We start from the raw sequence: 26,633 nt of genomic DNA on the forward strand, positions 1-26,633 counted from the left end.
GGCGGATTTTCCCCCGCTGCGCGCGGCGGGAAGCCGGCCCAGGCACGCTAATTGCGCAGAGGCGGGAGTTTCCCACCCCGGAGAGTCCATGCCCGCCCCGAACCACGATGCCTCCCGGAGGTTGACGGTGCTGACCGTCAACACCCACAAAGGGTTCACCAGCTTCAACCGGCGCTTCATGCTGCACGACCTGCGCGCAGCCCTGCGGACGGCCGCTCCGGACGTGGTGTTCCTGCAGGAAGTGCTGGGCGAGCATCAGGCTCATGCCGAGCGCCACTCGACCGCGTGGCCGGCCTCGTCCCAGTATGAATTCCTGGCCGATACGCTGTGGACGGACTTCGCCTATGGCCGCAACGCCGTCTATCCGGCCGGCCATCACGGCAACGCGATCCTGTCGCGCTACCCGATCGAGCGGTACGAGAACCATGACGTCAGCGTGGATGGGCACGAAGGTCGCGGCCTGCTCCATTGCGTTTTGCGCGTGCCGGACAGCGCGCCCGTCCATGCGATCTGCGTGCACCTGGGCCTGCTGGAACGGCATCGGGGCCAGCAACTGAACGGGCTTTGCAAGCTGGTCAGCCGCGACGTGCCGGCAGGCGAACCCCTGCTGATCGCGGGCGACTTCAACGATTGGCGCTTGAACGCAGACCGGCTGATGGCCGGCTGCGGCACGCAGGAGGTGTTCACCACCCGGCTGGGCCGCCCTGCCCGCACCTTTCCCGCCCGCTGGCCCTTGCTGCGGCTGGACAGGATCTACGTACGCAGCGTGCGCGACTGGCGCCCGGTCCCGCTGGCCTCGCGAGTCTGGTCGCGATTGTCGGATCACGTGCCGATTTCAGCGGAGATCGCGCTATGACGACCGTTGATCTGGGTTGGCGGGAGGGCAACCGCTACACGCTGCTGGAGAATGGCGAAGTCTATTTCCCCGCCGTTCGCCGCGCCATCGAGTCGGCCAAGCACGAGGTGTTGGTCGAGACCTTCATTCTGTTCGAGGACAAGGTCGGACAGGAATTGCAGCAGACGCTGATCGCGGCCGCCGGGCGCGGCGTCAGCGTGGATTTGCTAGTGGACGGCTACGGGTCGGATGAGTTGACACCCGAGTTCATCGGCGCCATGACGGAAAGCGGCGTGCGTGTCCATATTTTTGATCCGCGGCCCAGGCTTCTGGGCATCCGCACCAACGTATTCCGCCGCATGCATCGCAAGATCGTCGCGGTGGACAGCCAGTGCGCGCTGGTGGGCGGCATCAATTTCTCGGCGGACCATCTGCCGGATTTCGGCCCCGAAGCCAAGCAGGATTACGCGGTGCAGGTGGATGGCCCCTTGGCGGCCGATATCGCCGACTACGCCCGCGCGGCGTTGAAGCGGCCGCCGCCGCGGCGGTGGCGACGGCCTCCTGTGGCCTCGGTGCCCGACGGCGACGGCGGCGGGCGGCTGGTCGTGCGCGACAACCTGGGCCACACGACTGACATCGAACGCTATTACCGTGCGGGCCTGCGCGCCGCCAAGCGCGACGTGCTGATCGCCAACGCCTATTTCTTTCCCGGCTACCGCCTGCTGCGCGACCTGGCCAATGCGGCCCGTCGCGGTGTCCGGGTGCGCCTGCTGCTGCAAGGCGAACCCGACATGCTGGTGGCCCGCCTGGCGGCCACGATGCTTTATGACCACCTGATGAGCGCGGGTGTCGAGATCTACGAATACTGCAAGCGTCCCCTGCACGGCAAGGTGGCCTGCATGGACGACGATTGGTGCACGGTGGGGTCCAGCAATCTGGATCCGCTGAGCCTGGCCCTGAACCTGGAGGCGAACGTGGTGGCCCGCGACGCGTCGCTGAACGCGGCCTTGCGTGACAGCCTGGAGCGCCTGATCGCGCAGGACTGCAAGCCGGTTCCTAAGAGCGCCAAACCCACCCGGGCGCTGCGCCGGTTCTGGGTCGGCGTGGTGGTCTTCCATTTTCTGCGGCGCTTTCCGGCCTGGGCGGGCTCGCTGCCCGCCCACAAGCCTAAGCTACAGACCATCAAGCCCGCCCCGCCGGGCGAAGGCGAGACGGCATGAGGGTCTTCCGCACGAACCTCATGCGCTCGCTGCGCCATCGCTGGCCGCGCATCAAGAAGGTGCTGCCCTGGCTGATACTGGCCGTGGTGGCGGGCCTGTTGTTCTATTTCGGCCGGTCGGTGGATTGGCCGCAAGTATGGCAAGCCATGCGCCGGATTCCCCGCGACGCCATCCTGATGGCCGGTGGGCTGGTCGTGCTGGGCTATCTGAGCTATGCCACGCTGGATCTGCTGGGGCGCCGATACACGGGCCACAAGTTGCCTTGGCCGACCGTGGTGGGCGTGGCGATGCTGAGCTATGCCTTGAACCTGAATCTGGGCGTGTTGCTCGGCGGGCTGGGCACGCGGCTGCGCCTGTACGCCAGGCTGGGTTGCCGCAAGGCGGTGGCCACGCGCGTGGCCTTGTTTTCAGCGGCCTCGAACTGGATCGGCTATGCGTGGGTGGCGGGCGCGGTGTTCGTGAGCGGCGCATTGCCGGTGCCCGAGGGCTGGGATGTGGGCAGCGGCGTGCTCCGGCTGATGGGGGCGGTGATGCTGGCAGCCGGCATCGGCTATGTCTGGGCATGCGCCCGCGCGCGCCGGCGCTCGGCCACCTGGCTGGGCCAACGCGTGACCTTGCCACGCGCCCGCATGGCGGCGCTGCAATGCCTGTTCGCCGGCCTGTCGTGGATGTTCATGGGCGCGGTGGCCTATGTGTTGCTACAGGGCAAGGCGCCCTACCCGGTGGTGCTGGGCATCCTGCTGTGCTCAAGCTTTGCGGCCGTGCTGACGCGTGTGCCGGGCGGGCTGGGCACCACAGAGGCGATCTTCGTCGCCGTGCTGGCGCCGAAGTTGCCGTATTCCGAGGTGTTAGGCGCCGCCCTGGCGTACCGCGCCTGCTACGCCCTGGCGCCGCTGTGCCTGGCGCTGGCCGCCTTTCCGATCGTGGAAGCGCGCATCGCGTGGCGCAAGCGCCAGGCGCCGGCCGCATTGTCCGGGCACGAAAAGGCGTCTTCGTAGGCGCACGGCGCCCGCCCGGGCACGCCGCTTGCTGACATCGCCAACATGAAAAAAATACCGCACCCCCCCCCAGAGTCCGACCTGGTCGTCGCCTATCCCCGCCGGGCCAACGCGTCTGAACACGAGATCGCGTCCCAGGAAGCCATGGCGGCTAGATTGGCAGCCTTGCTGGGGCGCCGCTTCAAGCCGGACTACCGGCCCAGCCGCCATCGGGGCGAACCCCCGCCCTATTACGTGCCCGACCGCACGCTGATCGGCGTGGTGCGCGCCGCGCGCCTGGGCATCAACCGGGCGGCGGACCTGTACGGGGGCGTCGCCCCGCATTCCTTCGTGGCGGGCAAGTCCATTACCCATGGGCTGGCCAGCCCCCACGCCAAGGCCCCGAAAGCCTGGGTGGCGAGCCTGGCCGACACCTTGCGGGACGTGGTTCTGACGGGATATACCGCCTTCACCCTGCCGGATGCCGAGGCCGCCGGCCTGCGTCTGCTCAAGCACGGGCGGCTGCGCATCAAGCCCGCGGACGCCAACGCCGGACGCGGACAGGTCGTCGTGCGCAACGCCGCCGAATTGCATGCGGCGCTGGCCGGCCAATCCGCCACGGCCATACGCAGGCTCGGCCTGGTGCTGGAGGAAGACCTGGAAGACGTCACCACCTACAGCGTCGGTTGGGCGCGCGTGGGCAAGATGGAGATCTCCTACGTCGGCACCCAGTCGCTGACGCCGGACAATACGGGCGTGCCGGTATACGGGGGCTCGGAACTGCGGCTGGCCCGGGGCGGCTTCGACGCCTTGCGGGCATTGGACCTGGAACCCCGGGAACGCCAGGCCGTGGATATGGCCTGCCGCTATGACGCTGCGGTATCGACCGCGTATCCCCAGCTGTTCGCGTCGCGCCGCAACTACGACGTGGCGTTCGGCCGCAACGCGGCTGGCGAAACGCGGGGCGGCGTCCTGGAGCAATCGTGGCGCGCGGGCGGCGCCAGCCTGGCCGAACTGGCCGCCATGCAGGCGTTCGCGCTGTCGCCGTCCATGGCGTCTGTGCGCGCCGCCACTCGTGAGCGCTACGGCCCGGACGCGCCCCGACCGATCCCGCAGCATCTGGTCTTTCACGGGGAGGATTCCGCCGTCGGCCACATCAGCAAGTCTGGCGGCATCCTGGAGGAAGCCAATGGCGGCGCATAGCGATCCCATTGCGCTATCGGTGGATGGCCAGACCCTGGACGGCACGTTCCTGACGCCGGAAGACAAGGTCCCTGGCGTGCTTTTCATTCACGGATGGGGCGGCAGCCAGGCGTTTGACCTGAACCGCGCCAAGGGGATCGCTGCGCTGGGATGCGTGTGCCTGACCTTCGACCTGCGCGGCCACGCGGCAACCCGCGAGCAGCAGTTGCAGGTCACCCGCGAAGACAATCTGCGCGACGTGGTGGCGGCTTACGACCGCCTGGCCGCGCACCCCTCCCTGGACTCGGGTTCGGTCGTGGTGGTGGGCAGCAGCTATGGCGGCTATCTGGCCGCCCTGCTCAGCAGCCTGCGCCGCGTGCGGTGGCTGGCCTTGCACGTGCCTGCCTTGTATCTGGATGACGAATGGCTGTTGCCCAAGAACCAGTTGAACCGCGAGACGCTGCGCGCCTACCGCAACAGTTATGTCCCGCCGGAATCGAATCGCGCCTTGAAGGCCTGCGCCGACTTCGCGGGGGACGTGCTGATCGTGGAAGCGGAACACGATACGTTCATTCCCCACTCCACCATCATGAGCTACCGCTCTGCGTTCCGCCGGTCGCACTCGCTGACGCACCGCATCATCGACGGCGCGGACCACGCGCTGACGGAAAAAACGGCGCAGCGCGCCTATACCTCGATCCTGGTCAACTGGGTGACGGAAATGGTGACCGGCGCGCGGATCGCGGACCCGCGGCCGGTACCGTGAAGCCGGGGCCTATCGGCCCCGGGCATCATGGCCTGCCGTCGTGGCCTACCAATAGATGTCTTGCTTGTAATAGGTGTGCAGGCTTCTTGCCCACGTCTCGTCCGCCATGCTGGGCCAATTGTCCTTGTTGAAGCCCGGCGCGTTCTTCAGCGTTTCCTTGTCGACGTTCAGCACAAAGCACTTGCGGTCGGTGTCCAGCGTCAACGCACCCCAGGGGATCGCGAACAGCTTGTCGCCGATGCCCAGCACGCCGCCGCGCGACAGGACCGCATAGGCCACACGGCCGCGAGGCACGTCGATCATGATGTCCTTGATCGATCCCAGTTCCTCGCCGGCCGAGTTGTACACGTCATTGCCTTCCAGCGTATCCGCCGCCATGACCTGCGGGCCCGGGCCAGTCGGGTTGCTCTTGGGGCCGCCCACGATGTTGGTCTGAGTTTCCATGGTCTATCTCCTTTGCCGGGGCAAGCGCCCCGCGTTGTGGTGGTAGGAACCTGTTCCTCCGCAAGCGCCGTGCCGCGCTTGCCCTAGCTTGCCCACCATTGCTTGATGGTGGCGCGCAGCGCGGCGGCGCCCGTGGCGGCGTCCTCTTTACGCAACGCGGCCATGTAGGCGCCGAACTGCTTCATTGAGATATGCGGCGGCATCGGTGGCACTTCCGGGTCAGTAACCATTTCCAGCACGACCGGCCGCCCGGCGGAAAGCGCGCGATCCCAGGCGGGTCCCACGTCATCCGGCTCGGTTACGCGTATCCCCTCCAGCCCCAGCATGCGACCGTATTCCGCATACGAAAACGGCGGCAGCCATTGGGAATCGCCAAAGCGCGGATCGCCGCCCATGACGCGTTGCTCCCAGGTCACGAGGTTCAAATCGCCGTTGTTCAGCACCAGCACCACCAGCGTGGGGTTGGCCCAGTCCTTCCAGCGGTGGGCGATCGTGATCAGTTCATTGATACCCAGCATCTGCATGGCGCCATCGCCCACCAGCGCCACGACCGGCCGGCCCGGATGCGCCAACTTGGCCGCCAGCGCGTAAGGCACGCCGCAGCCCATGCTGGCCAGGCCGCCCGATACCGAGCCTATCATGCCGTCGCGCAGCTGCACGTCGCGCGCGTACCAGTTGGCGGCCGAACCCGAATCGCAGGTGACGATGCATTGCGGCGGCAAGCGGCGCGACAGTTCCACGAACGGCCGTTGGGGATTGATCCCGTTGGCTTGCACCATCGCACGGTCCACGACCGTCTCGCGCCAGCGCGCTACGCGCTTTTCGATCCCTTTTCGCCAACGGTCGGACTTTTTTTCCTCCAGCCGGGGCAGCAAGGCCTGCAAGGTCAGGCGCGCATCGCCGACCAACCCGGCCTCAACCGGATAGCGCAGGCTGAGTTTGCGGCCGTCCACATCGATCTGCACCGCCCGGGCCTGCCCCTCCTTGGGCAGGAATTCGGCATAGGGAAACGAGGTGCCCACCATCAGCAAGGTGTCGCAGTCGTTCATCATTTCCCAGCTGGGCTGCGTGCCCAACAGGCCGATGGCGCCGGTGACGTACGGCAATTCATCGGGCACCACCGCCTTGCCCAGCAAGGCTTTGGCCACGCCGGCCCCCAGGCGCTGCGCCACCGCCTGCACTTCTGCGCCGGCGTCCAGCGCGCCCGCGCCTACCAGCATCGCCACGCGCTCACCGCGGTTCAGGATGGCGGCGGCGTTATCCAGCGCCGCGTCGGGGGGCACGGCAGCGTGCGACGTCAGGCCGATGCCCGTGTGTACCGTGCCATGCTGGCGAGGCGGCGCTTCGACGGCCTCCAGGTCTTGCACGTCGTTGGGAAAGATCAGGCACGTCACGCCGCGCCGCTCCATGGCGATGCGCATGGCGCGGTCCACCATATGGCGCGCCTGCAGAGGCGACGTCACCATATGGACGAAGTCGTGCGCCACGTCCTTGAACAGGCTGACCAGATCCACCTCCTGCTGGTAATCGCCGCCCAGGGCGCTGCGCGCCTGCTGCCCCACGATCGCCACCACGGGCTGATGGTCCAGCTTGGCGTCGTACAGGCCGTTAAGCAGATGGATGGCGCCGGGGCCGGAAGTCGCCAGGCACACCCCGACCTGGCCCGTGAACTTGGCATGGGCGCAAGCCATGAACGCCGCGCCTTCTTCGTGGCGCGCCTGGACAAACTCCAGTTCTTCGTTTCTTCCGAACGCGCCGATCAGCCCGTTAATCCCGTCGCCGGGATAGCCGAACACGCGTTGCACCCCCCATTCGCCCAGCCGGGCCAGAACAAAATCGGAAACGGTTTTCAAGTTGACGCTCCTTTGCATGGTTTGCAGCAAGCGAAGCGCGCCGCAATCGCCATGCCCGGCCCGGCCTCGTCCCCGAAATGCTGCGCCGCTCCCAGATTTACAAACGTCAGCAACAACGACACCCGAAGGCCCCGAACGCGTAACGCCGCGTCACTGCCGGGCCGTGGGCACGCGCCTTGCGCATTGAAGGCCTTACGGAATCGGGCCCCCTTTTTCAGTGGCCCTCCGACTCTCCCCCGGAGCACTAAGCATGGCGACGACGACGATACTCATAGTGGCTGCTGAAGCATTTCCTCTGGCCAAGACGGGCGGGCTGGGTGACGCCATCACCGGCATGGCACGCGCATTGACCGAACGCGGCCTGACCACCACCGTCCTGCTTCCCGCCTACCGCGGCGTAGCCAGCCGTCTGGAAGGCCCGCACGAAGTGGCCAGGCTTGAAGACCTGCCGGGCGGCGATGCGCGTCTGATTGCGGGCGTCTGCCCCGTGTCCGAGCTGTCCTTCCTGCTGCTGGAAAGCGACGCCCTCTACAACCGCAGCGGCCTGTATATGGATGACGAGGGCCGCGAACACGCCGACAACGGCGTGCGCTACGCTGCGCTGTGCCACGCGGCGGTGCGGATCGCGCGTGGACTGCCGGGCCTGCCCCGCCCCACGGTGGTGCACGCGCACGATTGGCATGCGGCCCTGACGCCGATGCTGCTGCGTGAAGCCGGCATCCCGGATGTGAAAAGCGTACTTACCATCCATAACCTGGCGTTCCAGGGGCAGTTCCCCCTGGAAGATGCCGCTGCCCTGGGCATCCCGCCCGCCTGCCGCAGCGAAGACGCCATGGTGGCGTGGGACAAGCTCAACTTCATGAAGGCCGGCATCCGTCATGCCGACCGCGTAACGACCGTCAGCCGCACGTATGCCCGCGAAATCCTGACCCCCGCCTTCGGTTGCGGGCTGGACGGGCTGCTGCGTGAACGTGCCCCCGACCTGATGGCGATCCCCAACGGCATCGATACCGCCCTGTGGGACCCGTCGCGCGATCAGCAGCTGGGGCAATTGCGCTATCACGCGGGCGACCTCGCCAACAAGCGGCTGTGCAAAACGGTCTTGCAGCGGGAATTCGGCCTGCAGCCGGATCCGCAAGCCACGCTGGTCGTGTTGGGCAGCCGCCTGACCGAACAGAAAATGGCGGACGTCGCCGCCGACGCCTTACCCCGCGCGCTGGACGCGCACCCCGAAATGCAGGTGGCCATCCTGGGCCAGGGCGACCGCCGGCTGGAAGGCGCGTTGACCTCTCTGGCCGCGCGCTTCCCGGAACGCTGCGCGACCCGCATCGGCTACAACGAGACGGGCGCGCACCGGCTGCATGCCGGCGGAGACATCCTGCTGCACGGCAGCCGTTTCGAACCCTTCGGTTTGACCCCGCTGTACGCCATGCGCTACGGCACCGTCCCGATCGGATCCCGCGTGGGGGGAATGGCCGACACCATCAACGACCCGGGCGCCGATGCGCCGCTGACGGCGATGGCGTTCGCCAACGGCCTGCTGTTCGACGGCGACGCACCCGACGCCATGGCCGACGCGCTGTCACGCGCGATGCATCTGCGCCATCATCCGACCTTGTGGCGGGCCATGCAGCGCAACGCGATGACCAGTGATTTCAGCTGGCAACGCGCCGTCGGCCCGTACGAGGAATTGCTCAACTCGCTGGCGGGCCATCCCGTCCTCGAAGAGACCGCCGCAGCGCCCGCGCCGGTCACCGCCGCACACCGCCGCACACGCCAGGCGCGCGGCACAATGCCGATGCCGGTTTAAGGCGGACACCCATGGCCGCTACCCACCGACCCGTCCCAGCCCCCCACACGCCGTTGCGCATCTGCCATGCGGCACAGGGACTGCCCGACGTCGCGCCGGAGGCGGCAGGCGCGGACGCGCTGGAATCCCGGCTCACCCGCATCAAGCAAGCGGGATTTGATGCCGTGCTGATCCCCGCCCCGTGGCTGCTGCCGGCGGGCGCGCATTCCCTGGCGCCTGTCGACGCGGATCTGAGTGCGCTCGGAAACCGGACGGAACCCATCACGCAGCGGCTATCACGGCTTTCCGAAGCGGCGGCGGCCCAGGATCTGAAGCTGATGGTCCGCGTGCGGTTCGACCGGGTGTCGGTGGACGCCAGCGCCGGCACCGCGCCGCCCGGTTGGTATCGCGCACACCCTGAAGATCCGGCTCGGGATCCCCGGCTGCCGGTCAGCGACTGGGGCCTCATGGCGCTGCAGGACAATCCGCCGGCGGGCTTCGCCGCATCCTGGGCGGCACGGCTGTCGCGCTGGACCGACGCGGGCGTGTCCGGCTTCTTGTTCGATGCGCCACAGTGCCTGCCGGCCCACACTTGGCAGGAACTGCTGGCCCCGTTGCGACAACACACTGTCCCGCCCGCCTGCCTGGCCTGGACGCCCGGCCTGAACCCGCAGCAACTCGAGGCGTTGCGCGACGCAAGATTCGACGGCGTGTTCTCGTCCCTTCCCTGGTGGGACTACAAATCCGCATGGCTGGCCGAAGAGGCCGCACGGCTGGCGCGCGTCGCCCCTATCCTGGCCAGCGTGTCTGCGCTGGACGCCGTGACGGGAGGCGGGCCGCGCACTGACCACCGCGGCGCCTGGGCCGCTGCCTTCACGGCCCGCGGCTGGGTGGCCGACGAAACCGACATTGACCCGCCCGGTCCCGCAGAGGACGTCAACCAATGGCTCGGCGCCCAACCCCTGCCGACCGGCCCGCCCCATGTGCTGGCCGGCCGCGATGGCCGTGCGACGCTGGTGTTGCGCGACGCGGCGGACGACGCCACGGCCATCCTTGCCCTGAACCCCGCCGACGCCGCGCCCGCCCTGCTTGATTGGGATGCCGTGGCGTCCAGCTTGCCCGCGGGCGACATCCTGCCGCATCGGGAAGGCGACGCGGTGGCGCTGGACGCCGACGCGCTGCCCGCTGCGGGTTGCGCCGTGCTGTCGGTAGCGCCCATGCCGCCCGTGCGCGAATCGTCCCGCCATCCCGGGCCGCGCACCGAAGGCGGAGCCGGCCTGCGCATAGCCATCGAAAGCGTCTCGCCCGCCGTCGACGACGGCGCGCACCCCGTCAAATGCGTCGTGCACGAACGCATTACCGTGCAGGCCGACCTGCTGATGGACGGCCACGACCGCATCGCCGCCGAACTGCGCTGGCGCGCGGCCGACGAACCGGAATGGCGCCGGGCGCCGCTGCGTCTGCTGGCCAACGACCGCTGGCAAGCCAGCTTCCGGCCTCGCCGCATCGGGCCCCACGAGTTCCAGGTGGCGGCGTGGTTCGACGTCTGGCAGACGTACCATCATGATCTGGACGTCAAGCACCAGGCGGGCCTCGACGTGCGGCTGGAAGTCGCTGAGGGCGCGCAGTTGCTGCGCGAGGCCGACAAGCGCGCAGGCCGGCAAACGTCCGCGGGCGACAGCGTCGCCACGATCAAACGCGTTCTGAAAGCCTTGCCCGGCGCCTTGACCGATGCCGCGCCGACGGACGAGCAGATCGCCCTGCTGCAGGGCCCCGAACTGGCGCGTGCCATGCATGAGCTGGACGCGCATCCGTTTGAATCCGTGACCGCGGTGCGCTACCCCGTCTGGGTCGACCGGCCCCAGGCGGCCCACGGCGCGTGGTACGAACTGTTCCCGCGTTCGCAGGCCCAAGAGCCGGGCCGCCACGGCACCTTCGACGACGTCATCGAGCGGCTGCCCGACATCCGCGAAATGGGGTTCGACGTGCTGTACCTGCCGCCCATCCACCCCATTGGACTGCGCAACCGCAAAGGCCCCAACAACAGCCTGACCGCGGGGCCGGACGATGTCGGCAGCCCCTACGCGATCGGTTCGGTCGATGGCGGGCACGACGCCATCGAGCCCAAGCTGGGCACCCTTGAAGACTTCCTGCGCCTGGTGGGCGCGGCGCAAGGCCACGGCATGGAAGTGGCGCTGGACTTCGCCATCCAGTGCTCGCCCGACCACCCGTGGCTACAAGCGCATCCGGATTGGTTTTCGTGGCGCCCCGACGGGTCGCTGCGCTACGCCGAGAACCCGCCGAAGAAATACCAGGACATCGTCAATGTTTCGTTCTACGGCGGGCCGCCGCGCCGGGCTCGCAAGCTTGCGCTGTGGCGGGCGCTGCGCGACGTGGTGCTGTTCTGGGTCGAGCACGGCGTACGCATTTTCCGGGTGGACAACCCTCACACCAAGCCGCTGCCATTCTGGCAATGGCTGATCGCCGAGGTGCACGGGCAGCATCCCGATGTGCTGTTCCTCTCTGAAGCGTTCACCCGCCCCAAGATGATGTACCGGCTGGCGAAGGTGGGGTTCACGCAGTCCTACACCTACTTCACGTGGCGCAATGACCGGGCCGAACTGCAGTCCTACCTGGAAGAAATCTCGCGGCCGCCGCCAGCCGATTTCTTCCGCCCGCATTTCTTCGTCAACACCCCGGACATCAATCCCCTGTTCCTGCAGACCTCGGGCCGCGCAGGCTTCATGATCCGCGCCGCGCTGGCCGCGATGGGGTCCGGCCTGTGGGGGATGTATAGCGGATTCGAATTGTGCGAAGCCGCGCCGGTGCCCGGCAAAGAGGAATACCTGGATTCCGAAAAGTACGAACTGCGCCCGCGCGACTGGCACCAGCCCGGCAACATCCGCGCCGAGATCACGCGCCTGAACCAGATCCGGCGGGCCAATCCCGCCTTGCAGACGCATCGTGGACTGACGGCGATCCCCAGCGGCAACGACCGCGTGCTGGCCTTCGTGAAGGCGACGCCGGGGCTGGGCAACGTGGTGCTGACGGTGGTCAGCCTGGACCCTTTCCACCCGCAGACCGCGCACCTTGACCCGCCGCTGTGGCTATTCGCCGACCCCGGCGCACAGCAGTTGGCGGCCGAAGACCTGCTGACGGACAGCCGGGACACTTGGCGCGGCGCGACCCGCGCCGTGACGCTGTCCCCCGATCAACCCTATCGAATCTGGCGCCTGTCCCTCAATGGTTGACGCCGCCCGGAGCCCAACAAATGATCAGTGAAACCCAGCCCATCAAGGACGACGGCCTTTGGTACAAGGACGCGGTCATCTACCAGCTGCATGTGAAGTCGTTCTTCGACTCCAATGACGATGGGGTGGGAGACGTGCCCGGCCTGATCATGAAGCTGGACTACATCGCCAGCCTGGGCGTGAACACGATCTGGCTCTTGCCTTTTTATCCGTCGCCCCGGCGCGACGACGGCTACGACATCGCGGATTACCGCGGCGTGCACCCCGACTACGGCACCGTGGCCGATGTGCGCAAGCTCATCCGCGAGGCGCATTCGCGGGGCTTGCGCGTGATCACCGAGCTGGTGGTGAACCACACGTCGGACCAGCACCGGTGGTTCCAGCGCGCCCGCACGTCGCGCCCGGGGTCGGCAGCCCGCAATTTCTACGTCTGGTCGGATAACGACAAAGCCTACGCCGGCACCCGCATCATCTTCTGCGATACGGAGAAATCCAACTGGACGTGGGATCCCGAGGCCAACGCCTACTTCTGGCACCGCTTCTACTCCCACCAGCCCGATCTGAACTACGACAATCCCCAGGTCCTGAAAGAAGTGCTGTCGGTCATGCGGTACTGGCTGGACATGGGCGTGGACGGGCTGCGCCTGGACGCCGTGCCCTATCTGGTCGAACGTGAAGGCACCAACAACGAGAACCTGCCCGAAACGCACCAGGTGCTCAAGCAGATACGCGCGGTGATCGACGCCGAATACCCGGGCCGACTCCTCCTGGCCGAGGCGAACCAATGGCCGGAAGATGCGCAGGAATACTTCGGCAGCGGCGACGAATGCCACATGTCGTTCCACTTTCCGCTGATGCCGCGCATGTACATGGCGATCGCGCAGGAAGACCGCTTCCCCATCACCGACATCATCCGCCAGACGCCCGACATTCCGGCCACCTGCCAATGGGCCATCTTCCTGCGCAATCACGACGAGCTGACGCTGGAAATGGTGACGAGCCGCGAACGGGACTATCTGTGGAGCGTGTATGCCGCCGACCCGCGTGCCCGCATCAACCTGGGCATTCGCCGCCGCCTGGCCCCCTTGCTGGAACGCGACCGCCGCCGGGTGGAACTGATGAACAGCCTGCTGCTGTCGATGCCCGGCACGCCGGTGCTGTATTACGGCGACGAACTGGGCATGGGCGACAACGTGCACCTGGGCGACCGCGACGGCGTGCGCACGCCGATGCAATGGTCGCCCGACCGCAACGGCGGCTTCTCGCGGGCCGATCCCGAGCGCCTGCCCTTGCCGGTGCTGATGGGGCCGCTGTATGGCTACGAAGCCGTCAATGTCGAAGCCCAGCAGCGCGACCCGCATTCGCTGCTTAACTGGACCCGCCGCATGCTGGCGCAACGCCGTCAGACGCATGCGTTCGGCCGCGGCACGCTACGCTTCATCCTGGCCGGCAACCGCAAGATACTCGCCTACCTGCGCCAGTGGAACGACACCATCATCCTGTGCGTAGCGAACCTGTCCAATGCCGCGCAGCCGGTCGAACTGCAGTTGCAGGCCTTCAACGGCCGGGTGCCCGTCGAAATGCTGGGCGGCACACCGTTCCCCGCCATCGGCGAACTGCCTTATCTGCTGACGCTGCCGCCCTACGGTTTTTACTGGATGGACCTGAGCGCGGACGCCGCGCCGCCCGGCTGGCATGCCAGCGGCCCCGCCCAGATGCCCGAACTGACGACGCTGGTGTTGAAGTCCCGCGGCGGCGCCGCACTGACCGATTCGACGCGCGCCACGCTGGAAAACGAGGTGCTGCCCGAATACCTGGCGCGCCAGCGCTGGTTCCCCGGCTCGCATGCGCCGGCCCGCGCCCGCCTGGCCTACGCGACGCCCTTCACCGCCGCGGGCGGCGAATACTACTGGGCCGAAGTCGAGCCGGAAGACGGTGTGGAAGGCTTGCGCGCCCAGGCGCCCTTCGTCCTGGTATGGGACGAAACCGCGCAAGTGCAGTATCCGATTGCGCGGGTGCGCCGCGGCGCGGAGGTCGGCACGCTTGCCGATGCCTTCCTGCAACCCGGCTTCGTACTGGGCGTGGTCGAGGCCCTGCGCGCCAGCCGCGAACTGGACGGCCGCGAGGGCGGCAAGCCGGGCGACAAGCCCGGCATCATCCGCTATGTGCCTGAACCCGGCCTGGCGGCGCTGGATTTCGGCGAAGAACCCGCGCTGCAGTGGATCAGCGGCGAACAATCCAACAGCTCGGTCATCATCGGCGGACAGGCCATCCTGAAACTGATCCGCAACGTCCAGCCCGGCGTCTCGCCGGAAGTCGAACTGACCCGCCACCTGACCCGCGCCGGCTACGCGAACATTCCCGCGTTGCTGGGCGAGGTGCTGCGGGTGGACGCCGACGGCGTGCCGCATACGCTTGCGGTGCTGCACGCATTCGTCACCAACGAAGGCGACGCCTGGACGTGGACGCTGGACTTCCTGAAACGCACCTTGGGCGCCGCGCTGCTGGGCGGCGACAGCCCGGAGGAATTCGAGGCCACCCTGGAGGGATACACCGTCATGGCGGCCACGATCGGCCGTCGCCTGGCCGAGCTGCACAACGCCCTGGCGCAACCCTCGGACGCCCCCGCTTTCGCGCTGCGCACGGCGACGGAAGAAGACGCAGCGGCGCACGCCGCCCGGATCATTGCGCAGCTGAACCGCGCGGAGCACGACCTGCGCGCGGTGCTGGACACCCTGGAGGCGCCGTCCCACGCCTGCGCGCAGTGGTTCTTCGAACACCACGCACGCCTGGTCAAGCAGGTCGAGGCCATGGCAAAGGCGCTCACCGGCGCCCCGATGATCCGCGTGCACGGCGATTTTCATCTGGGCCAGGTGCTGGTGGCGCAGACCGATGCCTACCTGATCGATTTCGAGGGCGAACCGATCCAAAGCCTGCAGGCGCGTCGGCAGGTCAACACCCCATATAAGGACGTTGCCGGCATGCTGCGCTCGTTCGACTATGCTGCGGCCTCCATCGCACGGGGCGATCCGCTGGGCGGCGCGCCCACGGACGCGAACGCGGGGCCCGCCGATTCGGCCGCCGCACCCGGCGCGCCTGTCGAGCTGCGCGACACCTTGCTTGCGCGCTTCGGCTCCCGCTCGGCGGAAGCCTTCCTGCAGGGCTACCAGGAGGCCGCCAGCACCGCAATCGCCTTGCCCGGCGCGCAGGAGGATCCGCTGCTGAAACTGGCGGTGCTGGAAAAGGCCGCCTATGAAGTCAGCTACGAAGCCGCGCACCGTCCCGACTGGATCTCCATCCCCCTATGCGCGTTGACCGGGCTTGCACGCGAACTGCTGCAGGCTGCCGCGATCAGCAGCGAGGAACACGCACAATGAACAGCACCGCCAACGCCACGTTGCCGCCCCGCGCCAAGCCGGCCGGTCAGGTCGACCCGGCCACCCTTGCCGCGCTGGCTTCCGGCCTGCACGCCGACCCGTTCGCGGTGCTGGGCCCGCACGAGGGCGTGGTCCGGACACTTGCGCCCGGCGCGGCCGCCGTCTGGGTCGTTGCGCAGGATGGCCAGCGCGTCGCGCTGCAAGAGCAGGCCCACGGGCTGTATACCGGCACGGCCCCCCGCGCCCGCCCCGGCCAACCGGGTTCCTACCAATTGGCGATCGAATGGCCGGATGCGGAACAGGTCACGCCTGACCCTTACGCGTTTGGCCCCTTGCTATCGGCCCAGGACCTGGACGCGCTTGCCAGCGGAGACTGGCGCGCCGCACTGGAATTGCTGGGCGCCAGGCTTGCCGACATGGACGGCATTCCCGGCCTGCGTTGTGCGGTATGGGCGCCCAATGCGCGCCGCGTGGCGGTCGTGGGCGACTTCAACAGCTGGGACGGCCGCCGCCATCCGATGCGCTTGCGCCATGCCGCAGGCGTCTGGGAACTGTTCATCCCCGGTATCCAGGCCGGCGAGCGCTACAAGTTCGCGATCACCGACGCCAACGGCGCCATCGCGCTCAAGGCCGATCCCATGGCGCGCCGCGCCCAGGCGGCCCCGGCCACGGCGTCCGTCGTGGATGACCCCTCACCCTACCCCTGGACGGACGACGCATGGATGCGATCCCGCGCCGCGCGGCAAGCGCGCCAAGCCCCCATTTCCATCTACGAAGTACACGCCGGCTCCTGGCTCGCGCCCGATGGCGCGCCCTGCGTTTGGGACCAACTGGCCGACAAGCTGCCCGCCTACGCGCACGCCATGGGGTTCTCGCATGTCGAGTTGATGCCAATCATGGAGTATCCGTTCGGCGGTTCCTGGGGCTACCAGCCGCTGGGCCTGTTCGCGCCGTCCGCGCGCTTTGGACCGCCCGACGCCTTCGCGCGTTTCATCGATCGCTGCCACGCCGCCGGCATCGGCGTCATCCTGGACTGGGTACCCGCGCATTTTCCCGATGACCCCCACGGCTTGGCGCGCTTTGACGGCTCGCCGCTATATGAATACGCCGACCCGCGCGAAGGCTATCACCCCGACTGGAACACGCTGGTCTACAACCTGGGGCGCACCGAAGTCAAAGCCTTCATGATCGCCAGCGCCATGCACTGGCTGCGGCGATTCCATATCGACGGCCTGCGCGTGGATGCGGTGGCTTCCATGCTGTATCGGGACTACAGCCGCCAGCCCGGCGAGTGGATCCCGAACCGCCATGGGGGACGCGAAAACCTGGAGGCCGTCCAGTTCCTGCAGGAGCTGAACGCCACCATCCGCGAAGAGGAACCGGACACCATCGTCGTGGCCGAGGAATCCACTGCCTGGCCCGGCGTGACCGCCCCGGTGCCAGAAGGCGGCCTGGGCTTTCACTACAAATGGAACATGGGCTGGATGCACGACACGCTGCGCTATCTGCATGAAGACCCGGTGCACCGCAAGCATCATCATCACGACATCACCTTCGGCATGGCCTACGCCTATTCCGAGCGCTTTGTCCTGCCCCTCTCGCACGACGAAGTGGTGCATGGCAAGGGGTCGCTGCTGAACAAGATGCCCGGCGACCGCGCGGCCAAGCTGGCGAACCTGCGCGCCTATCTGGGCTTCATGTGGGCACATCCGGGCAAGAAGCTGCTGTTCATGGGTGGAGAGCTGGCGTGCCCGGCCGAATGGAACCACGACGCCGCGCTGGATTGGAACCTGCTGGACGACCCTGGCCACAAGGGCGTGCAGCGCCTGGTTGCCGACCTGAACCGGCTTTATCGAGAAACCCCCGCGTTGCACGAACTGGACACGGACCCAGCGGGATTCGCCTGGGTGGTCATGGACGACGCCGACAACAGCGTGGCCGCGTTCTTGCGCCAGGCCGGCGGATCGCTGGTGCTGGCTGTGTCGAATTTCACGCCCGTGGCGCGCCATGGATACCGCGTCGGCGTGCCGATGGCGGGACGCTGGACCGAAACATTGAATACCGACGCGGGCTGCTACGGCGGCTCGGGCCAGGGCAACCAGGGCGCCGCGCTCACCGAGGCGGAACCCTCGCACGGCCACGCGCAATCGCTGCCCCTGACGCTGCCGCCGCTTGCCACCCTTTTCCTCACGCTACAAGGCTGATCCATGGACCCCTCACAATTGACCCGCCTTACCACCGGCCAGCCGTACCCGTTGGGCGCGGTCAGCGACGGCCTGGGCGTGAACTTCGCCGTTTTCTCGGCCAACGCCACGCGCATCGAGCTGTGCGTGTTCGACGCGCGCGGCCGCAAGGAACTGCGGCGCTTCGACCTGCCGGAATGCACGGACGAGGTCTGGCACGGCTATCTGCCGGATGCCCAGCCCGGTCTCGTCTATGGTTACCGCGCGCACGGCCCCTATGATCCCCGCAATGGCCACCGCTTCAATCCGCACAAGCTGCTGCTTGACCCCTACGCACGCCACCTGACCGGCCCGGCGAGCTGGAGCGACGCGCTCTTCGGCTACCGGTTGAACCACGCGCGCGCCGACTTGTCGATGGACCGCCGCGACAGCGCGCCGGCCATGCCCAAGGCCATCGTGACGGAAGACGTCCCGTTCAACTGGGGCAACAGCAAGGCGCCGCAGACGCCATGGGTAGACACGACGATCTACGAAGTGCATCTGCGCGGCGTGTCGATGCAGCGCGAAGACTTGCGCCAGCCTCTGCGCGGCACCTGCGCGGCGCTGGCCGACCCACGGTTCATCGAACACCTGCACCGCCTGGGCGTCACCGCGGTCGAATTGCTGCCGGTGCACGCCTTCCTGCAGGACCGGTTCCTGCTGGAACGTGGCCTGCGCAATTACTGGGGTTACAACACGCTGTCGTTCTTCGCGCCCGAACCCACGTATCTGCAGCGCGGCCCCAATGACCTGCGCCAGGCGGTTCGCCGCTTGCATGCCGCCGGCCTGGAAGTGATCCTGGACGTGGTCTACAACCACACCTGCGAAGGCAGCGAACTGGGCCCCACGCTGTCATGGCGCGGGCTGGACAACGCCAGCTATTACCGCCTGATGCCAGGCGAAGAACGCTACTACATCAACGACACCGGCTGCGGCAACACGGTGAACCTGTCGCATCCGCGCGTCCTGCAGATGGTGATGGATTCCCTGCGTTATTGGACCGATTCGTATGGCGTGGACGGCTTTCGCTTCGACCTGGGTGTGACGCTGGGCCGCGAGGGTACGGGCTTTGACCCCGGGTCGGGCTTTTTCGACGCCCTGCTGCAAGACCCGGTGTTGGCGGGCGTGAAACTGATCTCGGAACCGTGGGACATCGGACCGGACGGCTACCAGCTGGGCAACCACCCGCCCGGGCTGGCGGAATGGAACGACCGCTACCGCGACACGGTGCGGCGCTATTGGCGCGGCGATGAAGGCATGCGCGGCGACATGGCCGCCAGGCTATGCGGTTCGCGCGACGTCTTCGACCGGCGCCATCGCCGCCCTTGGTCCAGCGTCAACTTCGTGGCGTCCCACGACGGCTTCACCACGCAAGACCTGGTGAGCTACGACGGCAGCCACAACGAGGCCAATGGCGAAGGCGGCAACGACGGGCACGGCGAGAACTACAGCCACAACTGGGGCGAGGAAGGGCCGACGCAGGACGAAGCCATCCTGGAGCGACGCGGCCAGGTGCAGCGCGCACTGCTGGCAACACTGTTCCTGTCCGACGGCACGCCAATGCTGCTGGCCGGCGACGAGTTCGGCAACAGCCAGGACGGCAACAACAATGCGTACTGCCAGGACAACCCCCTGTCGTGGCTGGACTGGACCCAGGCACAAAGCGATGCCGGGCGCGCGCTGAGCCATTTCGTGGCGCGTGCGGTGGCGCTGCGCCGCGACCATCCCAGCTTGCGTGCGGCGCGCTTCGGCGACGCCGCCCAGGAGATCTGCCCCGGCGTCGCGGCCATTGGCTGGTTCGACACGGCCGGCGGCACGATCGCCCAGGAGGCCTGGGACGACCCGCAAGCGCTCACCATGGCGCTACGCCGCGCCGCGTTGCGCGAAGACGGCAGCGCGGACATCACGCTGCTGCTGCTGAATCCGGGCGCCGAGCCCGCCACGTTCACGCTGCCCCCGCCCGCCCAACCGTGGATCCGCGAACTGGATTCCGCCACGCAGGTCCCGGCAGCGCCGGTCTCGGAAGCCGACGTCACCGTACAGGCGCACAGCCTGGTGTTGCTGTCGGCCACCTGCATTCCTGGAGCGGCGTCATGACGGCCTGGCCTGAGCCCTACACCCATGGCGCGCTGCCTTTGCCCGACGGCCGCACGCGCTTTCGCCTGTGGGCGCCCACGGCGGCCACAGGACTGGCCTTGCTGATCGACGGGCGCGACCCGATCCCCCTGCAGCCCGACGCCGACGGCTACGCGCAGACTGACGTCGATTGCCCGCCGGGCACCCGGTATCGCTACCGCATCGGCGGCGGCCTGACCGTGCCGGATCCGGCATCGCGCCTGCAAGACGGCGACGTGCATGGCGCCAGCATCGTCGCCGGACCAGACACCTATGCCTGGCAGCATCCCGCCTGGCATGGCCGGCCGTGGGCGGAATCCGTCATCTATGAAGCGCACGCGGGCCTGGCGGGCGGCTTTGCGGGGTTGGCCGAACGGCTGCCGGGCCTGGCGGCGCTGGGCATCACCGTCGTCGAACTGATGCCCGTCGCGGACTTTCCCGGCCCGCGCAACTGGGGTTATGACGGCGTACTGCCGTATGCGCCGGACGCGGCCTATGGAACGCCGGACGCGCTCAAGCATCTGGTCGACACGGCGCATGGCCTGGGGATGAGCATGATGCTGGACGTGGTCTACAACCATTTCGGCCCGGACGGTAATTTTCTGCCCCAGTACGCTGCGCCGTTCTTCCGCGACGACGTAGCCACGCCCTGGGGCAACGCGATCGATTTCCGCCAGCCGGCGGTGCGCCGCTATTTCGAAGAGAACGCCCTGTACTGGCTGACGGAATTCCGTTTCGACGGCCTGCGGCTGGACGCGGTACACGCGATATCCGACCCGGATTGGCTGGTGGAGCTCGCGCAATTCGTCCGCGGACAGATCCCCGCGCAGCGCCACGTCCACCTGGTGCTGGAAAACGACGACAACCGCGCCAGCCTGCTCGCCCAGGGGTACGACGCCCAATGGAACGACGATGCGCACCATGTGCTGCACCACCTCTTGACCGGCGAATCGCACGGCTATTACTCGGACTACGCGGACCGCCCGGCCGAGGCCCTGGCGCGGTGCCTGGCGCAGGGCTGGCTGTATCAGGGCCAGCCTTCGCCCTTCCGGCAAGGGGCGCCGCGCGGCGAACCCAGCGGCCATTTGCCGCCCACCGCGTTCGTCCTGTTCCTGCAGAACCACGACCAGACCGGCAACCGGGCCGCAGGCGAGCGCTTGACGGTGTTGGCCGAAAACACGGAGCGCCTGCGCGCCGCCGTCGCGCTGCAACTGCTTGCGCCGCAAATTCCGCTGATCTTCATGGGCGAGGAATCCGGCAGCCGCGCGCCCTTCCTCTATTTCACCAGCCACACGGATCCGGACCTGGCTCAAGCAGTTCGGGAAGGACGCCAGCGCGAATTTTCGGCCTTTCCCGGCTTTGGCGACAGCGCTGCCCAAGCGGTGCCGGACCCCAACGCCCCGGCCACCTTCAGACAAAGCGATCCCTGGCAAACGGGCAACGACGACGACGCGCAAGGGTGGCGCACGCTTTATGACGCGCTGCTGCATATGCGCCAACAGGTGATTGCGCCACGCTTGCCCGGCGCGCGCAGCGTATTTGGCCGTGCCGTCGGCAAACACGGCGTGCATGCGCAATGGCGCCTGGGCGACGGCGCCCGGCTGACGCTTTACGCCAACCTGGGACCGGTGCAAGAAGCGTTGCCGCCCAAATTCTCGGCGGCAGGCCACCTGTTTTCGTCGCTGCTGTTCGAGTCCCGCGCAGGCGCGTTTGATGCGCTGTCGCTGGGCAGCATGTGCTCAGAAAGCACGGTCTGGCTGCTGGAGGGCGCAGCATGAACACCGCCACGCAAACCGAGTTGTCCGCCCTGGCCGCCGAAGCCGGCATCGCCGAAGACTGGACCGGCGCCGACCGCCGCCCCCGCCGTGTCGCGCCGGATACGCTGCGCGCCTTGCTTGACGCGATGGACTTGCCCGCCGGTTCCGAAGCGGACATCCGCGACAGCCGGCAGCGCCTGTCTGCAGCCTCGGCGCAGAACCACCTGCCCGCGCTGCTGATTGCGCTACCCGGCGAAGCGGTGGCGCTCCCCGTGGATTGCGCCGGAGTTTGCCAGATGCAGGCACCGGAGCAACCGCCCATCACTGCCCGCGCCGCCGCCGGCCCCGATGGCGCGCCGACGCTGCGCGCCCCCGCCGTCCCCGGCTACTACACACTAAGCACGCCTGGCGGCGATACCACGCTTGCCGTTGCACCCCGAAGCGCGCCCACGATCGACGAGCTGTCCGGCGTCAGAAATGCGCGCGCCTGGGGATTGGCCGTCCAGCTTTACAGCCTGCGGCGTCCCTCCTCGGACCTGGCGCAGGCCACGCATGGTTTCGGCGATTTCGGCGCGCTGCGCGATCTGGCCATTGCCGCGGGGTCGGCCGGCGCGGATGCGCTTGCCATGAGCCCGGTGCACGCCATGTTCGCGGCGGACCCCGCGCAATGCAGCCCGTACTCCCCGTCCAGCCGGCTCTTCCTGAATACGCTGTACGCCGACCCCGCCGGCGTGCTGGGCAATGACGCCGTGCGGGCGGCGCTGGCGGGCATGGATCAGGCGCAATTGCGCGCGCTCGATGCACGCCCGCTGATCGATTGGCCTGCCGCGGCCACCTTGCGCCACCAATTGCTGCGCCGCCTGCATGCCGGTTTCCCGACGGGCGCCACGACGGCGCAGCGGCAAGCCTATGACGCCTACCGTGACGCGGCGGGCCCCGACCTGCGCGACCACGCGCTATTCGAATCACTGCACGCCGATCAGACGCAGGCGCATGGCGCGCCGCTTTCCTGGACCGACTGGCCCGCCGGCCTGCGCGACCCGCGATCCCCGGACGCGCAGCGCTACGCCGATGGACACGCCGACGACATCGACGCGCACATGTTCGGCCAATGGCTGGCCTCGGCCAGCCTGGCGCAGGCGCAGCAGGCCGCCCGGGACGCCGGCATGCGCGTCGGCCTGCTGGCAGATCTGGCGGTAGGCGGCAGCCCGTCAGGCAGCCACGCCTGGAGCCGACAGGCCGACCTGATGTCGCGCACCAGCGTGGGCGCTCCGCCAGACCTGCACAACCCGCTGGGCCAGGGCTGGGGCTTGACCGCGCTATCGCCTGCTGCCTTGCGGGAGTCCGGCTACTCGGCGTTTCTTGCCATGCTGCGCGCCAGCCTGGCGAACGCGGGCGGCGTGCGCATCGACCATATCCTGGGCATGGCGCGGATGTGGCTGATCCCCGATGGCGCCCGGCCGCAGGACGGCGCCTACCTGCACTACCCGCTGGCGCAGTTGCTGCGGCTGACGGCGCTGGAAGCCTGGCTGCACGGCGCGTTGGTCATCGGCGAGAACCTGGGCACCGTGCCGGAGGGCTTCGACGCCCAGCTTGAAGACCACGGGCTGCTGGGCATGAATGTGCTGTGGTTCATGCGCGCGGCCGATCCCCAGCCGCAAGCGCAGGACTCCGCAGGAGACGCCCTCCCGGAACCCGCCACGCCCGCCGCCTTCCTGTCCCCGAACGCCTGGCCGGCGCACGCCGTTGCCATGACGACCACGCACGACCTGCCCACGCTGGAGGGCTGGTGGCATGCGCAAGACATCCTGTGGCGTTCGCGGCTGCAACTGCTGGGCCCGGACCAGGACGAGCCCGCGATGCGCGCCGCGCGGTTGGAAGACCGCGCCGCGCTGTGGCGGGCCGTGCAGGCGTACTCGTCCACCGCCGCCAGGCAACCGACGCCGCGCGAACCGCCCGGCGCCGAACTGCTGGGCTTTGTCGCGTCCACGCCTTGCCCGCTGATGCTTGTGGCGCTGGAAGACCTGACCGGCCAGCTGGATCAACCCAATCTGCCCGGCACCATCGCCGACCACCCCAACTGGCGCCAGCGCGTGCCGCTCTCCGTTGCCGATTGCCTGAATGCGCCGGCCAGTTTGGCGCGCCTGCAACCCGTACGCGCTTTGCGAGGCCGCTCATGAACGCCCCCCGCGCCACCGCCCGGCTGCAACTGCATGCGGGGTTCACGCTGGATGACGCCCGCGCGCAACTTCCCTACTACGCGGCGCTGGGCGTCAGCCATCTGTACCTGTCGCCCATCACCCAGGCACGCGACGGATCGACCCACGGCTACGACGTCACCGACCACCAGCGTGTCAGCGCGGCGCTGGGCGGAGACGCCGCGCTGCACCGTCTGGCCGCAGCCGCCCGCGAACTGGGCCTGGGACTCATTGCGGACATCGTGCCCAACCACATGGCGGCCCACCCATCCAACGCGTGGTGGGCCGATGTGCTGCGCCTGGGCCAGCGCAGCCCGCACGCGCGCGTGTTCGACATCGATTGGGATGCGCCTGACCCGACGTTGCGCGGCAAGGTGCTGCTGCCCGTGCTGCCGGATCCCTACGGGGTCTGCCTGGCCTCGGGCGCCATCCAGATCGTTCACGAAGCGGACGCCTTCTTCGTGTCGGTCAGTGAGCTGCGGCTGCCCCTGGCGCCGGGATTCGCCATGGACGCGGCCGGCCCCGACGCGACCTGCGCGGCACACAACGCGCAGACCGCCGACGGGCGGGCCCGCCTGCACGATCTGCTGGAACGCCAGCACTACCGCCTGGCCTGGTGGCGGACGGCGCCGGAACAAATCAACTGGCGGCGCTTCTTCGAGATCAGCGAGCTGGTCGGCGTGCGGGTCGAAGACGACATCGTCTTCGACGCCGTGCACGGCATGGCGCTGCGCCTGTACCGGGAAGGCGTGCTGGACGGCTTGCGCATCGACCACGTGGATGGCCTGGCCAGCCCCGGCGCCTACCTGCGACGCCTGCGCCAGCGCCTGACGCAGGCACGGGGCGAACGCGCAAGCGCCTATCTCATCGTGGAAAAGATCCTGGCCGACGGAGAAACCCTGGATTTCCGCTGGCCGACCGACGGCACGACCGGCTACGACTTCATGGACCAGGTTGGCGCGCTGCTGCACGCGCCGGCCGCGCAAGCGCCGTTGGAGGCCTATTGGAACGGACTTGCTGGTGATCCGCGTGGCGCGTCCGCCCAATTGCAGGACGCCCGCCAACGAATGCTGGCTCGCCATTTCCCGGCCGAACGCCAGGCGCTTGCAAGGGCGCTGGCACGCGTCGCCCGCATGGACCTGCGCACCCGCGACTGGACCACCACCGCCATTGACCGCGTACTGACCGCCCTGCTTGCCGTATTTCCTGTGTATCGCACCTATGCGGAAGACGGCGGGCGCAGCCCGGCAGATGCCGAGTGGTTCCGCACCGCGCTTGACCGCGCGCGCACGGCGCTGGGGCCGGACACGGCAGACGCCCGCCTGCTGGACCAGATAGACCATTGGCTCAGCGGCGCGCCGGTGGATGAGAGCCTTGCCTCGCACGGCGACGGCGCCCCCGAGCCGCATGCGCTAGCCGAAGCCCTCGCGCACGCCCTGCGGCGCTTTCAGCAATTGACGCCGCCGCTGGCGGCCAAGGCGCTGGAAGACACCCTGTTCTACCGCCGCGGCCCGCTGCTGTCGCGCAATGAAGTGGGGTCCAGCGCGGAACGGTTCTCCCTGTCGCCTGACGCCTTCCACGCGTTAAGCGCCGAGCGTGCTGCCACCCATCCCCATGCCATGCTGGCCACGGCCACCCATGACCACAAGCGCGGCGAAGACACGCGGGCCCGCCTGGCGGTGCTGAGCGAAGCGCCGGACGAATGGATCGCCCTTGCCCAGGCGTGGGTGCCGCGGCTGGCCCGGCCCGGTCCCATCGCGTCTGCCGACGCCTATCTGCTGCTGCAAAGCCTGGTTGGCGCGTGGCCGCTGGCCCTGCCGCCCGAGCCTGCTGACGACGCGTTGGCCGATTATCTGGCCCGCATCGCGCAATGGCAGGAAAAGGCGTTGCGCGAGGCCAAGCTGCGCACCAGCTGGACGGACCCGGACGCCGCCTACGAACAGTCGGCAGCGCGCTGCCTCGACGCGCTCAAGCATACGGACGACGGCCGGCTGCTGCTGCGTGAAATCGCGGACTACACGCTACGCCTTGCACCAGCCGGCCTGGTGAACGGCCTGGCGCAGACCTTGCTGCGCTGCACCTTGCCGGGCGTGCCCGACCTGTATCAGGGCGCGGATCTGTGGGATTTCAGCCTGGTCGACCCCGATAACCGTCGCCCGGTGGACTACCCCGCGCGGGCAGACCTGTTGGCCCTGGACGATCCCGGCCAGCCCATTGTCACCAACGCCGCGGCGTGGCACAGCGGCGCCATCAAGCAGGCGTTGATCCGCCGGGCGCTGGCCCTGCGCGCCCGCGATCCGGCACTGTTCAGCGACGGGCGCTGCGAACCGCTTGCCGTGCACGGCCCGCAGGCCGCCCATGTGCTGGCCTACTTGCGCCGGCACGAAACGCGATGCCTGCTCGTTGTCGTGCCCCGGCTGTGCGCGCGGGCGTTGGCCCCTTACGCGCAGGGCCAGGCCGCCCAGGCGCATCGGTTCTGGGACGGCAGCCGAATCCGGCTGCCGTCCGACGTGCCCGCGGCGGGTCTTGTCGATACGCTATCCGGCCGGCAGCCAGGCGTGGACACGGCCGGCGACATCGACGTGGCTGATCTGCTGCGCGATTGCCCGGTCGCGCTGTGCGTGGCGGGCTGACAGCAATGGCGTAG

Annotated in this window: 15 protein-coding genes; 13 read left to right on the forward strand and 2 right to left on the reverse strand. The window is 68.3% G+C overall.

The features are described 5' to 3' along the window. The first annotated feature begins 88 nt into the window (after window positions 1-88). From AC3WMU_RS06715 to AC3WMU_RS06735, 5 genes are read left to right on the forward strand one after another with little or no spacing between them, the layout of a single operon-like run. Window positions 89-856 carry an endonuclease/exonuclease/phosphatase family protein gene (locus AC3WMU_RS06715; protein WP_035213582.1) on the forward strand — a complete coding sequence of 256 codons (768 nt, stop codon included), beginning with the start codon at window positions 89-91 and terminating at the stop codon, window positions 854-856. Continuing rightward, on the forward strand, window positions 853-2,055 hold the full coding sequence (gene clsB / locus AC3WMU_RS06720; RefSeq protein WP_006225848.1) for a cardiolipin synthase ClsB: 1,203 nt from the start codon (window positions 853-855) through the stop codon (window positions 2,053-2,055). The genes AC3WMU_RS06715 and clsB overlap by 4 nt, the downstream gene beginning before the upstream one ends. Then, on the forward strand, window positions 2,052-3,053 hold the full coding sequence (locus tag AC3WMU_RS06725) for a lysylphosphatidylglycerol synthase domain-containing protein (protein ID WP_006225849.1): 1,002 nt from the start codon (window positions 2,052-2,054) through the stop codon (window positions 3,051-3,053). Before clsB ends, AC3WMU_RS06725 begins: the two co-directional genes overlap by 4 nt. Before the next feature lie 45 nt (window positions 3,054-3,098). Further along, window positions 3,099-4,235: a DUF3182 family protein gene (locus AC3WMU_RS06730; protein WP_035213584.1), complete on the forward strand. Its 1,137-nt coding sequence runs from the start codon at window positions 3,099-3,101 to the stop codon at window positions 4,233-4,235. Next, the gene (locus AC3WMU_RS06735; RefSeq protein WP_006225851.1) at window positions 4,222-4,980 is read left to right on the forward strand and encodes an alpha/beta hydrolase family protein; all 759 of its coding nucleotides are present in this window, start codon (window positions 4,222-4,224) and stop codon (window positions 4,978-4,980) included. The genes AC3WMU_RS06730 and AC3WMU_RS06735 overlap by 14 nt, the downstream gene beginning before the upstream one ends. Before the next feature lie 45 nt (window positions 4,981-5,025). Here the strand turns inward: AC3WMU_RS06735 and AC3WMU_RS06740 are convergent, their stop codons facing one another. Then, window positions 5,026-5,424: a PRC-barrel domain-containing protein gene (locus tag AC3WMU_RS06740; protein ID WP_492282030.1), complete on the reverse strand. Its 399-nt coding sequence runs from the start codon at window positions 5,422-5,424 to the stop codon at window positions 5,026-5,028. Window positions 5,425-5,507: 83 nt separating this feature from the next. Next, a complete protein-coding gene (locus tag AC3WMU_RS06745) occupies window positions 5,508-7,277 on the reverse strand; it encodes a thiamine pyrophosphate-requiring protein (protein WP_492282031.1) in 1,770 nt (589 codons plus the stop codon). Between the two features lie 250 nt (window positions 7,278-7,527). Between AC3WMU_RS06745 and glgA the strand changes: the two genes are divergently transcribed. From glgA to treY, 8 genes are read left to right on the forward strand one after another with little or no spacing between them, the layout of a single operon-like run. Beyond that, window positions 7,528-9,087: a glycogen synthase GlgA gene (gene glgA, locus AC3WMU_RS06750; RefSeq protein WP_492282032.1), complete on the forward strand. Its 1,560-nt coding sequence runs from the start codon at window positions 7,528-7,530 to the stop codon at window positions 9,085-9,087. Between the two features lie 11 nt (window positions 9,088-9,098). After that, entirely contained in the window at window positions 9,099-12,317 is a 3,219-nt protein-coding gene (locus tag AC3WMU_RS06755) for an alpha-1,4-glucan--maltose-1-phosphate maltosyltransferase (RefSeq protein WP_492282033.1), read from the forward strand. Between the two features lie 20 nt (window positions 12,318-12,337). Beyond that, window positions 12,338-15,694, forward strand: coding sequence for a maltose alpha-D-glucosyltransferase (gene treS, locus AC3WMU_RS06760; RefSeq protein WP_492282034.1), 3,357 nt, complete (start codon window positions 12,338-12,340; stop codon window positions 15,692-15,694). Further along, window positions 15,691-17,898 (forward strand): 1,4-alpha-glucan branching protein GlgB, encoded by a 2,208-nt coding sequence (gene glgB / locus AC3WMU_RS06765; protein ID WP_492282035.1) that lies wholly within the window; start codon window positions 15,691-15,693, stop codon window positions 17,896-17,898. The genes treS and glgB overlap by 4 nt, the downstream gene beginning before the upstream one ends. 3 nt (window positions 17,899-17,901) lie before the next feature. Then, window positions 17,902-20,013 (forward strand): glycogen debranching protein GlgX, encoded by a 2,112-nt coding sequence (glgX, locus tag AC3WMU_RS06770; RefSeq protein WP_492282036.1) that lies wholly within the window; start codon window positions 17,902-17,904, stop codon window positions 20,011-20,013. Next, entirely contained in the window at window positions 20,010-21,809 is a 1,800-nt protein-coding gene (treZ, locus tag AC3WMU_RS06775; RefSeq protein ID WP_492282037.1) for a malto-oligosyltrehalose trehalohydrolase, read from the forward strand. The genes glgX and treZ overlap by 4 nt, the downstream gene beginning before the upstream one ends. Continuing rightward, the gene (malQ, locus tag AC3WMU_RS06780) at window positions 21,806-23,968 is read left to right on the forward strand and encodes a 4-alpha-glucanotransferase (RefSeq protein WP_492282038.1); all 2,163 of its coding nucleotides are present in this window, start codon (window positions 21,806-21,808) and stop codon (window positions 23,966-23,968) included. The genes treZ and malQ overlap by 4 nt, the downstream gene beginning before the upstream one ends. Beyond that, a complete protein-coding gene (gene treY / locus AC3WMU_RS06785) occupies window positions 23,965-26,619 on the forward strand; it encodes a malto-oligosyltrehalose synthase (protein WP_492282039.1) in 2,655 nt (884 codons plus the stop codon). Before malQ ends, treY begins: the two co-directional genes overlap by 4 nt. Window positions 26,620-26,633 lie beyond the last annotated feature (14 nt).

The sequence above is a fragment of the Achromobacter sp. FW305-C-13 genome (genome assembly GCF_058783475.1).